This is a genomic window from Pseudomonas sp. 210_17 TE3656 (assembly GCF_054821965.1).
In genome coordinates this window covers 3999971-4012269 of the sequence record NZ_JBTRBC010000001.1, presented here as the reverse complement: position 1 = coordinate 4012269, position 12299 = coordinate 3999971, and the positions used below count along the sequence as shown (strand labels likewise).

General features: G+C 61.5%; 9 protein-coding genes and 2 tRNA genes. 6 read left to right on the top strand and 5 right to left on the bottom strand.

Annotated elements, in window-relative coordinates; genetic code table 11:
* The first annotated feature begins 98 nt into the window (after positions 1-98).
* Positions 99-797, top strand: a complete 699-nt coding sequence (locus ACVI9W_RS18835; protein ID WP_461530800.1) for a DUF1266 domain-containing protein — start codon at positions 99-101, stop codon at positions 795-797.
* Positions 794-3478 carry a DUF805 domain-containing protein gene (locus ACVI9W_RS18830; protein WP_461530799.1) on the top strand — a complete coding sequence of 895 codons (2685 nt, stop codon included), beginning with the start codon at positions 794-796 and terminating at the stop codon, positions 3476-3478. Before ACVI9W_RS18835 ends, ACVI9W_RS18830 begins: the two co-directional genes overlap by 4 nt.
* Here the strand turns inward: ACVI9W_RS18830 and ACVI9W_RS18825 are convergent.
* The 3 genes from ACVI9W_RS18825 to ACVI9W_RS18815 all read right to left on the bottom strand — a co-directional run bounded on the left by ACVI9W_RS18825 (position 3475) and on the right by ACVI9W_RS18815 (position 5490).
* Entirely contained in the window at positions 3475-5166 is a 1692-nt protein-coding gene (locus ACVI9W_RS18825; RefSeq protein ID WP_461530798.1) for an Hsp70 family protein, read from the bottom strand. The two genes, ACVI9W_RS18830 and ACVI9W_RS18825, sit on opposite strands and share 4 nt — an antisense overlap.
* A 155-nt stretch (positions 5167-5321) precedes the next feature.
* Positions 5322-5398: transfer RNA gene (locus ACVI9W_RS18820), tRNA-Asp, on the bottom strand.
* A gap of 16 nt (positions 5399-5414) precedes the next feature.
* Positions 5415-5490 (bottom strand) — tRNA-Val (locus ACVI9W_RS18815).
* Between the two features lie 160 nt (positions 5491-5650).
* Here ACVI9W_RS18815 and rdgC point away from each other — a divergent pair.
* The 3 genes from rdgC to sugE all read left to right on the top strand — a co-directional run bounded on the left by rdgC (position 5651) and on the right by sugE (position 7805).
* Entirely contained in the window at positions 5651-6571 is a 921-nt protein-coding gene (gene rdgC / locus ACVI9W_RS18810) for a recombination-associated protein RdgC (RefSeq protein ID WP_461530797.1), read from the top strand.
* A gap of 273 nt (positions 6572-6844) precedes the next feature.
* The gene (locus ACVI9W_RS18805; RefSeq protein WP_461530796.1) at positions 6845-7324 is read left to right on the top strand and encodes a hypothetical protein; all 480 of its coding nucleotides are present in this window, start codon (positions 6845-6847) and stop codon (positions 7322-7324) included.
* Positions 7325-7487: 163 nt separating this feature from the next.
* The gene (gene sugE / locus ACVI9W_RS18800; RefSeq protein WP_038608185.1) at positions 7488-7805 is read left to right on the top strand and encodes a quaternary ammonium compound efflux SMR transporter SugE; all 318 of its coding nucleotides are present in this window, start codon (positions 7488-7490) and stop codon (positions 7803-7805) included.
* A gap of 15 nt (positions 7806-7820) precedes the next feature.
* Here the strand turns inward: sugE and ACVI9W_RS18795 are convergent, their stop codons facing one another.
* Together ACVI9W_RS18795 and ACVI9W_RS18790 are read right to left on the bottom strand one after the other, a co-directional pair.
* A complete protein-coding gene (locus tag ACVI9W_RS18795) occupies positions 7821-9695 on the bottom strand; it encodes an MFS transporter (protein WP_461530795.1) in 1875 nt (624 codons plus the stop codon).
* 79 nt (positions 9696-9774) lie between these two features.
* Entirely contained in the window at positions 9775-10920 is a 1146-nt protein-coding gene (locus ACVI9W_RS18790; RefSeq protein WP_422421874.1) for a TDT family transporter, read from the bottom strand.
* A gap of 187 nt (positions 10921-11107) precedes the next feature.
* On the opposite strand from ACVI9W_RS18790, the gene ACVI9W_RS18785 reads away from it, so the two are divergent.
* Positions 11108-12283 (top strand): MFS transporter, encoded by a 1176-nt coding sequence (locus ACVI9W_RS18785; RefSeq protein WP_461530794.1) that lies wholly within the window; start codon positions 11108-11110, stop codon positions 12281-12283.
* Positions 12284-12299: the final 16 nt, after the last annotated feature.

Below are 12299 nucleotides of genomic sequence, written 5' to 3'. Positions count from 1 at the left end.
GCCCATTTCAGATTTGCCGCTACTTCCATGGCTCTTTACAATTCGCGCCACTTTGGTCGGTACCCGCACATCCTTCCGCCGACCCCCGGAGCTTTTTCATGGAAGAAATAGAGCAGCACTGGCTGTATGCCCTGTCCGCGCCCATGGCCGCCCTCAACGGCGCCAGCTACACCGCCGCCACCTATTACGAACCGGCAGACGATGACGCAACGGACCTGCAGAAATGGTGGGGCATCAGCAATCGCCGGCAGTTGCTGGACATGCTGCACATGGCCGATGACGGTCATGCCACTGAGGTCAGCAATGCCTATTGGCAAGCAGCGCGCTGCCTGCCCAGCGAATGGCACGACGCGCTGGAGCAATTGAACCCGCGTCAACGCATCCAGTACCAGTTCGCCTACCGCACCCTGGCCGACTGTGGCCCGGGTGGCGTCCGGGCCTGGGACCTGGGACGCATGGGCTTCCTGCTGCGCAGCGGTCTGCGCAAAGGCTATGTCAGCGCCGATGAAAGCCTCTGGCTGCAAGGTCGCCTGGCGCTGCGCGCGCGTCATTACTACAACGACTGGAACACCTACCTGGCGGGCTACATCTATGGCAAGGCGCTATGGAATTGCTCCGACTGCAGCGACGATGAACTGGCCCAGGAGCTCGCCCGCCAAGGTGATGAACACTGGAACCGCTGCATTCTCAACAACCTGCGCAAGGGTGCCAGCGAACTGCTCGCCAGCCTGCCGTGGGACCTGCCGTTGAACCTGCCTGAACGCCCTGACACGCTGGAAGAGGATGCCTGGTCATGAGCTGCTGGATACGCCTGGGCATTGAGCCGACCAACGACCCTGACCTGATTCGCGGCGCCTACCGTGCACGCCTGCCGCACCACCACCCGGAAACCGACCCGGAGGGTTTCCAGGCCCTGCGCCAGGCCTATGAGGCCGCCTTGCAACTGGCCCGTGACGAGCAGAGCCCGACATCCGCAGATGAAAGCCCGATGCCTGTCGAGGACGGTCCTGTCGAGCAGACTCAGGCAGCGTTTGCAGCGCTGCTCGAAGACTCGACCCGGCGCTTCGATCCCGCCGCCTGGCAAGCGTTTATCGAGCAGCTTGACCAGTTGTCCCTGGATGACCTGGAGCCGATCAGCTGGAACCTGCTCTACAACCTGATGCAGACCAGCCCGTTATCCCACAACTGCGTGCAGATGCTGGCTGCGCGCCTGGGCTGGGCCAGCCAGCTACTGAAGCTGGAACAACCGGAACAGGTTGAAGCCTTCCTCGAACGCACGGCCGAGCCGGACCCGTTTGACACCGCGCTGATGAAGGACTGGTCGCCGGCTGCGCAGATGGAGACCTTGTGGTTCACCCGTAGCCTTGAGTATCTGTTCCATAACCGGCCACTGTTCGAGTACAAACGCTTCGCCACCACGCACACCTGCATGGCCTTGCCCGCGGACGAGGCCTTTATCCAGCGTTTGCTGGTGCAGTTCAGCCAGGCCGGCATCGCCAGCAAAACCTTCTGCGCGATGGTTGCCGAGCAACAGCGCCAGGCGCCGGACGATCTCGACCTGCTGTATATGCTGGCCTGCCAGAGCAGCGACAGCGGTCAGGAAGAACTCGCTCGCCAGTGCTGGACCCGCCTTTGGCGTGAACACCAGCATCCGCGGGCCGCACGCTGGCTGCTGGAGCTGTGCCGCAAGCACCAACCACAACGCCTGCCCTTGCTGATCCAGGCCTTCGATCGACTGGAGCCAGTCGCCACCTGGCCAGACGATCTTGAAGCGCCAGCGCAGACCTGGGGCAGCCCGTCACAGCGCCCGGAAACCCTGACGCGCTGGTTCGAAGCCGCGCGCAGCGGGCTGCCTGGCATTGCCGGCACCTTTGTCGCCTGGCGGATGGACGGTGATGACGAACAGCCTTTGCTGGCCTGGCTGCTCGAAGAGCAGCAAGACACTCAACTGCAGCGTCTGTACCGCCACGCCTGGGCGCTGCATCGAGGCGACAGCGGCTTGCTGCACCAGCTCATGGCCGAAGCGCCCGGCGATGATCCGCTGGACGCGCTGATTCTAGAAGGTTTCCAGTACCAGGCTACGCAACAGCTGCGCTGGCTGAACGAATCACCGGTTGCCCTGGCCCTGACCGCCTGCATCAACAACCCGTCGGCCCAGGCGCAATTGCCCGAAGCCTTGCGCGAAAGCCACCTGCGGCCAGTGTGCCGCGACTGGATGCGCCGGGTGCGCAGTTACCCGGCCACTGGCCTGATACGCCTGGCCGAGGCGTTCAAGCCGGGCGGAATGTTCCCGGCACCTTATGCGCTTGAGCTCCAGGCGCAACTTGCCGCTGCCGGTACCGAACTGCCTCGCCCACCCGCCGATGAAGGCCTGTGGACCTGGCACCGGCAGAACCTGTTCATGCTGGCCCTGATCGACCAGCCGGAACGTTGGCTGGCGCTGACCTCACCGGCCTTGCTGGCCATGCCCTACCCTGCCGATCACCCGTTTGCCGCGCTGCAACAGGTGCTGCTGCGCCTGCAAGCGGAGCAAGGCAACCTGGACGGGATGCTGGGCTGGCTGGACGACAATGATCCGGTTCAGCAGTTGATGGGCCAGCGCCTGCTCAGCGTGCAACAGGTGCTGGACAGCACCAGGTTGCCCAGCAACCTGCAGCTCTTTGCCTGCCTTGAGCGTGATCCGGGCGCCTTCGAAGACGACATGCTCGGTTTGATGCTGCTCTGCGCCGTGCTGTATCACGACCCAAGCCTGAACGCCGAGCAGCACCGCGAAGTGTTGCAACAGATCGCCAACCTGACCTGCGCGCAGGACTGGTTCGAACCGTTTCGCGACGGGCTGATCAAGGGCGAGCCGGTACGCCCGCCAAGCAAAGTGCTCGAAGAAGATTATTTGCTCAACAGTACGTTGTTCTATACCGCGCTCGACGCCCTGAAGAACCTGGCGCGCTACGGTCGCGCCGGTGTGCCGAGGGTCAAAGTGCTCAAGGAGCTGCAGCGCGCCAAAGACTTCCCGGGCATGGACACCGGGATTCGCGCTGCAATGACGGCGTTGCTGTCCTGGTCCGAACGCTTGTTGCCGGCCAATTCCAGCAACCAGGCAGTGCCAGCCTCGCATATCTGGAAACTGGGTAGCCGCCTGAGTCGCAAGGCCTATGGCGTGCAGGTGGTCGGCAGCATCATCCTCGGGCCGCTGTTGATCCTGATGGCCGGGAGCATGCCGTTACAGATCCTCTTCGCCCTGTTGTTCGTCGGCCTGTTGGGCAGCGCCAGCCTGCGCCGTTTGCACGATATCGGCCGAGGCATCCCGACGCTGATCCTGTTCGCGGCGCTGCTGCCGTTCCTGCCGTTTCTGCCGCTGGTGCTGCTGATCCTGCCGGGTGAACCGCTGCCCAACCGCTACGGTCTGCCACCGGTGAACGCCGCGCAAAACAACCTGCAGGCGGGCCTGCAAGCGGCTTTGCGGCGCTTGAACGGTTAGAACCGCAGCTGCTCCAGCGCCTCGCTGAGGCGCTGGCGCTGACGGCTGATCTGTTCAGGTTGCTGGCTGGCCAAGGCGCTGGAAAAATCGTCCAGCCAGCTGCCGATCCGTTCGCGGTCATCCCCCAGGCTCTGCATCCAGGCCCGCTCCAGACGGGCCAGCAGGGTGCGGTTGGGCAACGCATCGCGTGGGTGGATTTTCAGCCCCGCGAGCCGCGCATGGCTGGCCTGGCGCGCCTGTTGATCAAGCCCGGTGGGGCTGCGGTCGATGCTGTGACTATGCTGCTTGCCAGTGTCGAGCAGGGTCACGTCAACTTCCAGCAGGCCGTTGATGTCATAGCTGAAGCGCACATCCAGGCTCTGGATGCTGCCATTGGGCGTGAGCGGAATATCGAAGGCGTCGATAAAGATATTGTCACGCACCCAGGGCCGCTCCCCCTGGTACACCTCGATCCGGATCATTTTCTGCTCGGCATGGGTACTGCTGAAGCGCTTGACCCTGGACGTCGGGATCACCGTGTTGCGTTCGATGATCGGCGCAAACACACCGCTGACTTCTTCGCTGCGCGCGGCACTGATCCCCAGCGTATACGGACAGACATCCGTGAGGATCAGCTCTTCAATGGCCTCGTCGCGGGCCTTGCATGCCGCCTGGGTGGCGGCCCCGAGCGCGACGATGGTGTCCGGGTCCAGGTGCCGGTATGGCAGGCGACCGAACAGGGTGGCGACCATCTGTTGCACGGCCGGCATACGCGTGGCGCCGCCCACCAGCACCAGGCTGTCGAGGTCCTTGGGGCTCACCCGGGCGTCGCGCAACGCCTGCTCGATCGGTGCCCGGATACGCGCCAGCAGCCCGGTCCAGATCTTCAGCGCGCGGGCTTCGTCCAGTGACCATTGGCGGGTTTCACCGGCAACCTCACAGCTCAGGTGTTGCTCACCCTCACTCAGTTTGCACTTGAGTTGCTCGATGGCATCGGCAAGGCTGGCCAGGGTTTGCGGCGCCACTGCCGACGCTTTGAGTTGCCAGTCCTGCAAACAGGCTTGCAGCAACGCCGCGGTGAAGTCTTCACCGCCGAGGAAGTTGTCACCGGTCGATGCATGCACCTCGATCAGCGGCAGGGCGTACTCCAGCACCGTGACGTCAAAGGTACCGCCGCCGAGATCGAAGATCAGCGTGCGCTCAAACTTCTTTTCATGCAGGCCGTAAGCCATGGCTGCGGCTGTCGGCTCGTTGATCAGGCGTTGCACGCTCAAACCGGCGAGTTCGGCGGCGAAGCTGGTGCGCTTGCGTTGTTCGTCGCTGAAATACGCTGGCACCGAAATAACCGCCTCGCTCACCGGGCAGCCCAGGAAGGCTTCGGCATCGGCTTTCAAGGCACCGAGCACCAACGCCGAGAGTTCCTCCGGGCTGAACGACTGATCACCAAGCTCAAGTTTTTTGTCACTGCCCATGAAGCGCTTGAAGGCGCCGACGGTACGCTCAGGATGAGTCGTCAGCCGGGCACGTGCTGGCGCGCCGACCAGAATGCTGCCGTCGTCATCGAGGCTGACAACCGAAGGGGTGAGGACATCGCCGAGGGCGTTGGGGATTAGTTGCGCCTGGCCCTCGCGCCAGACAGCCACCAGGCTGTTGGTGGTACCCAGGTCGATACCCAGCAAAGGCGCCGGGGAAGTGCGTGCATCCTGCATGATTGATCTCTTGCTCAGTAGGGGCTGGCACGGAGAAAGCAGCGACGTACCAGCGTGCTGGTGAATTCTGGGCGAAATCCAGAAACAAAAAAAGCGACCCTAAGGTCGCTTTCTTTGTTGCTTCCGGGTGTTCAGTGGGCCCTGGAAGCTAAATATGGCGCAGCGGACGGGACTCGAACCCGCGACCCCCGGCGTGACAGGCCGGTATTCTAACCGACTGAACTACCGCTGCGCGATACACTGAGAAGTGGTGGGTGATGACGGGATCGAACCGCCGACCCTCTGCTTGTAAGGCAGATGCTCTCCCGGCTGAGCTAATCACCCTTTCGTCTCGGTGTGGCGCGCATTCTACGGAGCACCGAACACTCTGGCAAGCACTTTTTTAAAAAAATTTTTCAGGCGTTCCAAAGACTTAGCGGACTTGGCCTGAAGCGTCCGCTCGGAGAATAATGCCCTCCTTATGTGTTGAGGAGAGATTCACCCCATGTGGTTCAAAAACCTGCTGACCTATCGCCTGACCCAGGATGTCCCGTTCGATCCCGAAGCACTGGAAACCGCTCTGGCCAGCAAGCCGGCGCGCCCCTGCGCCAGCCAGGAGTTGACCACTTACGGTTTCGTCGCGCCGTTCGGCAAAGGTGAAGATGCACCTTTGGTTCACGTCAGCGGTGACTTCCTGCTGATCGCCGCCCGTAAAGAAGAACGCATCCTGCCCGGCAGCGTGGTGCGTGATGCCGTTAAAGAGAAGATCGACGAGATCGAAGCCGAACAGATGCGCAAGGTCTATAAGAAGGAGCGCGATCAGATCAAGGACGAGATCATCCAGGCGTTCCTGCCGCGCGCCTTTATCCGTCGCTCGATGATCTTCGCTGCCATCGCTCCCAAGCAGGGCCTGATCCTGGTCAACTCGGCCAGCGCCAAACGCGCCGAAGACTTGCTCTCGACCCTGCGGGAAGTGATGGGTTCGTTGCCGGTACGTCCGGTGACCGTGAAGATCGCCCCGAGCGCGACCATGACCGACTGGGTCAAGACCCAGCAAGCTGCGCCTGACTTCTATGTACTGGACGAATGCGAACTGCGTGACACCCATGAAGACGGCGGCATCGTGCGCTGCAAACGCCAGGACCTGACCAGCGACGAGATCCAGCTGCACCTGGGTACCGGCAAGATCGTGACCCAGCTGTCGCTGGCCTGGCAGGACAAACTGTCGTTCGTGCTCGACGACAAGATGGTCATCAAGCGCCTGCGTTTTGAAGAACTGCTGCAGGACCAGGCCGAAGAAGACGGTGGCGACGAAGCCCTGGGCCAACTCGATGCCAGCTTTACCCTGATGATGCTGACCTTCGGCGAGTTCCTGCCGGCGCTATTCGAAGCACTGGGTGGCGAAGAGATTCCGCAAGGGGTCTGAGCCTGATCGCAAGGCAAGCCCGCTCCTGCAAATAACCTGTGGGAGCGGGCTTGCCCCGCGATAAAACCGGCAAACTCGCAAACCGCAAAATCGGCAGCATCAAACCTTTTTCCTCCTCATTGCCATCTCGCTTGATTCATTACAAGCCGGGAGCGATGCCGCGTGCTCGCTGGAAAAGTTTCAGCCTGTATTGCAATACAGCAGCTGATTACTTTGACAGCGTAACAAGACCCGACCCGGCTTAAGCACTCAGCAACAATCAGGAGAAAGACGATGGATGATTCAAAACTTGACACGTCAAAATCATTTACCGCCGACGTGTACCTGGAGGACGGTGGTATACGCCGCCCTGTGCGGATCAACGACGGTGGCTGGCTGCAAATTCTGGATGCCCAGATCAAAGGCCATCCCGTGCTACCAACCACCCTGTGGTTTGGCTGCTATGAGGAAAACGGCGAAGCTATATACATCATCAAGGAATACACCAAAGGCGGCAGCAAGAACGGCAGCACATTAGATATCAGCAACAATGATTATTTAGGCTTCTATTCTAAATCAGCAAGACATTGGCGGGTTACCCGACAGGATGGCGAGGAGCTGATTCCTAGATCTACACCCGAAGCACATATATCGGTCTCTACAAGAGGTGGCAGAAAGTGGACTGCTCAGGGCGAACACTGTGTGGTTTTGAAGGGTGGTGCTGACAGCAAGTTTTTAGTGCGCATCCATAAAGTGGGTGTCTATCATTTTTGATCGCATCACCTCCCTGCGTGACGAAGGCTGATCCAGGACTTGTGACCTCCCAGCTTGCCCCGATAGTTCAACATGGGCACCATATTGCCCACGGTGAGGACGGCCTCACGACGCACTGCGTGAACGTTTCGGGGACGGCCCCATCCACTGCTAGAGATGCTGCATGTCCTGGATCATCCTGTTTTTTGCCGGCCTGTTCGAAGTAGGCTGGGCCGTCGGCCTCAAATACACCGACGGCTTCACCCGCCCGCTGCCCACTGTCCTGACCATCGCCGCCATGGCTATCAGCCTCGGCCTGCTGGGCCTGGCCATGAAAGAGCTGCCGCTGGGCACCGCCTATGCGATCTGGACCGGTGTCGGCGCCGTTGGCACGGTGATCGCCGGTATCATCCTGTTCGGCGAATCCATGGCGCTGGTGCGCCTGGCCAGCGTCGCTTTGATCATCACCGGCCTGATCGGCCTCAAGGTCAGCGCCAGCTGACCTTGCCCTGTGCGGTCAGCGCAGGTTGCCACGCAACTGGCTGACCCGCTCACGCAACAACGCCGGTTGCGCCGCCTCTACCGGGATGGCGGATCCGGCCACCAAGGTTACCCGCGACCACAAACGGCGAAAGAAGCCCTTGGCCGGGTCGCGGCTGAAGAAACTCCCCCACAAACCCTGCAACGCCAGGGGAATCACCGGCACCGGGGTCTGCTCGATGATCCGGCTCAGGCCACCCTTGAACTCATCGATCTCACCGTCGGTGGTCAGCTTGCCCTCGGGGAAGATGCACACCAGCTCGCCATCGGCCAGGTAGGCAGCAATCTGCTTGAATGCCCGCTCATAGGTCTCGGGGTCTTCATTGCGTCCGGCAATGGGAATGGCACCGGCGGTGCGGAAGACAAAGTTGAGCACCGGCAACTGGTAGATCTTGTAGTACATGACAAAGCGAATCGGCCGACGCACCGCTCCGCCAATCAGCAGGGCATCGACGAACGACACATGGTTGCACACCAGCAACGCCGCACCCTCCTCCGGAATCTGCTGCAGGTCGCGGTGCTCGACCCGGTACATGGAGTGGCTGAGCAACCAGATCATGAAGCGCATGGTGAACTCGGGCACGATCCTGAAGATGTAGGCGTTGACGCCGATGTTCAGCAGCGACACCACCAGGAACAACTGCGGGATGGTCAGCTCAACCAGGGTCAACAGCACGATGGTGACAATCGCCGACACCACCATGAACAGCGCGTTGAGAATGTTGTTGGCGGCAATCACCCGCGAACGCTCTTGTTCAGGCGTACGCGACTGGATCAGCGCATACAGCGGCACGATATAAAAGCCGCCAAAAACGCCGAGGCCGACAATCGCCAGCAACACCCACCAGGCTTCGGACATGCCCAGCAACGCCAGCCAGTCGTGTGGCGTCGCCGCTGCCGGCACATCCCCCGAGTGCCACCACCAGAGCAAACCGAACAGGGTCAGACCAAACGAGCCGAACGGCACCAGGCCGATTTCCACCTTGTGGCCGCTGAGGCGCTCACACAGCAGGGAGCCCAGGGCGATGCCCACCGAAAACAAGGTCAGCACCAGTGTGACTACGGTCTCGTCGCCGTGCAGCCAATCCTTGGCATAGGCCGGAATCTGCGTGAGGTAAATGGCGCCGACGAACCAGAACCAGGAGTTGCCGACAATCGAACGCGACACGGCCGGAGTCTGCCCCAGCCCCAGGCGCAAGGTCGCCCAGGACTGGGTGAAGATGTTCCACTCCAGCTTCATCTGCGGCGACGCCGCACTCGCCCGCGGAATCCATTGGCTAGACAGATAACCCAGCGCAGCGACCAGAACCACCGCACAGGCCACCACCGGCGCATAGTGCGTGCTGGACATCATCACCCCGGCGCCAATGGTACCGGCCAGAATGGCCAGGAAGGTGCCCATCTCGACCAGGCCGTTACCGCCGACCAGCTCCTGCTCATGCAGGGCCTGGGGCAGGATCGAGTACTTGACCGGGCCGAACAGCGCCGAATGGGTGCCCATGGCAAACAGTGCCAGCAGCATCAGCGCCAGATGGTTGGTCAGAAAGCCGATGGCGCCGATGGCCATGATGCCAATTTCGGCCAGTTTGATCAGGCGGATCAGCGCATCCTTGGGGTACTTCTCACCGAACTGTCCGGCCAGTGCGGAAAACAGGAAGAACGGCAGAATGAACAGCAAGGCACAGAGGTTGATCCAGATCGAGCGGTCACCGTCGATGGCCAGTTTGTAGAGAATCGCCAGGATCAACGACTGCTTGAACAGGTTGTCGTTGAACGCTCCCAGCGACTGGGTAATGAAGAACGGCAGGAACCGTCGTTTGCCTAGAAGGCTGAACTGCGAGGCTTGACTCATCGTCCGTGTACCTGAGTGGGGCTTTGTCATTGGAGGCACGCAGAGCGGACAAAGCCACAATCACCCAGGTAAATGCAATCTACTTGTGTAACCCGGCAATGCATGGCGAGACGAACAGTTCACCGCGCCAGGCCCCGCGCAGGGTGAGGCTGGCGACCATCATCCACAGACCGGCCAGCGCCACCACCAGCACCAGGCCCATGTGCTGGAAGAAGGCCAAGCCCAGCCAGGCACCGAGCTTGAGGGTGGCCAGGGTGTAGACCCCCAGCGGAAAGGTGAAGCCCCACCAGCCCAGGTTGAACGGCATGCCATGGCGCATGTAACGCAGGGTGATCAGCACTGCGGTGAGCAACCACCACAGCCCCGCCCCCCACAGCACAATCCCGGCAACCAGCCCCAGACCGCGAGCGATTTCACCCAGGTCACCAAAGCCGTTGGCAGCGAAAATCGCCGGGGCGTCGGCGCCCAGCAGCAACATGCCCAACGCACCGGTGCCGATCGGGCCCAGCGCCAGCCAGCTGGAAGCGGCCATGTTGGCGTGGGGCAGTTTATGCAAGGCCATGCGCAGCATAAGGATGGTCAGGATGCTGAACGCCACCGGCAGCGACACCGCCCACAATACATAGCTGGTAATCAGCACCAGAAATTGACTGTGGGCATCCACCAGGTGCGGCGCCAGCTGGCCACCACTGGCGGCGGCGACCTCAGCGGCAACCACCGGCAACAGCCACACCGCCGTCATCTGGTCGATACTGTGCTCCTGGCGGGTGAACATCAGGTAAGGAATGGCCACGCCGCAGAGCAGCGCCAGCCCCACATCGAACCACCACATAGCCTCGACCCAGGGCACGATGCCTTCACCCCAGCGATTGACGCCAAACAGCAAGCAACCGTTGAGGATGGTGGCCAGCCCCATGGGGATGGTGCCGAAGAACATCGATACCGTGGAGTGGGCAAAAATCTGCCGCGCTTCATCGAAGAACATCAGCCAGCGCGCGGCATACAACACGCTGAACAGGATGAACAGGGCAATGGTCAGCCACCACAAGGCTTCTGCCGTTCCATGCAGGCTGTCGATGCCGATCTGCATCAGGGCCAGGGCCAAGACCCCGGTGCCCATGGTCGCGGCGAACCAGTTGGGGGTGAACTGGCGGATGACTTCACGCGGGTGAGCCAGATGGCGCAACGGGCGCAAGGGTGAAGCAGTCTGTTGCAGGCATGGCATGGTCGGAGTCTCCTGTAGTCCGGTGACGTGAGACCATCTTATGCCCGTAACAAATATCCATATAACGGGTATTTTCTCTATCTGTTATCTATTTTGTAGATATGGATCCAGCCCTATCCACCCCTTCCCGCCCAGGCGTATGCTTGGCTGCTGACGGCCCCCAACGCAATAACAACAAGGACGTGCCATGCTCGAAGCCGTAAGACGCTACAACCCGCAAGTGCGCCTGCTGCTGACCACCACTTTTGTCTTGACCCTGGCGCGGGCGATCACCCTGCCCTACCTGGTGGTCTACCTCGCGGAAAACTTCGCCCTGGATGTCAGTGGCATCGGCCTGATGATTGGCGGCGCGCTGATCGTCGCCTCGCTGCTGAGCCTGTACGGCGGCTACCTGATCGATACTCTGCGCAGTTACACGGTGATCATCGTCTCTACCCTGGTGTTCGCCATAGCCTTCGTTACCGCCATCGTCAGCCGTGAACTGAGCCTGTTCTTCACCAGCCTGGTGGTGATCAACCTGGCGCTGGCGGTGGTCGACATTGCCGCCAAGGCCGGGTTTTGCGCCCTGCTGCCGCTGGAAGAACGCTCCGAGGTGTTCTCGATCAAGTACACCTTGAGCAACGTCGCCTACGCCGTCGGACCCTTTGTCGGTGTGGCGCTGATCATGCTCGACAATCACCTGCCCTTTCTGGTTTCAGCGGCGTTGGGGCTGGCCATGTGTCTGTGCTACCGGCGTTGGGGCGAGCGCTCGGCGCGGGCGCAACTGGACGGCAGCCCGCAGGCCGGGTTTCTCAGCGTGGGCGGACAACTGCTCAAGGATCGCCGGTTGGTCTGCTTCACCCTCGGCGGCGCACTCAGTGCCGTGGTCTTCGGTCAGTTCACCGCTTACCTGTCGCAGTACCTGGTAGTGACCACCAATGCCAGCGAGGCTGCGCGGTATATCAGTTACCTGGTAGCCACCAACGCCATCACCGTCATCGCCTTGCAGTATGTGATCGGGCGGCGCATCAACAGCCGCCAGCTGATGCCCTGGCTGCTGGCCGGCATGGCGCTGTTCCTGGCTGGCCTGCTGGGGTTCTCCCTGGCCCAGTCGCTGCTGGTCTGGTGCCTGGCGATGCTGGTGTTCACCCTCGGCGAGATCATCGTCATTCCGGCCGAGTACATGTTCATCGACAGCATCGCCCCCGAGCATCTGCGCGGGGTGTATTACGGCGCGCAGAACCTGTCCAACCTCGGGGCAGCGCTGGGGCCGGTGATCTGCGGCTTTGCCCTCGCCCACCTGGTGCCGGTGGCCACCTTCTATCTATTGATTGGCTCGGTGCTGCTGGCGGCGCTGTTCTATTACCTGGGGGCTCGGCGCTGACCTGCGACGCTCTGCC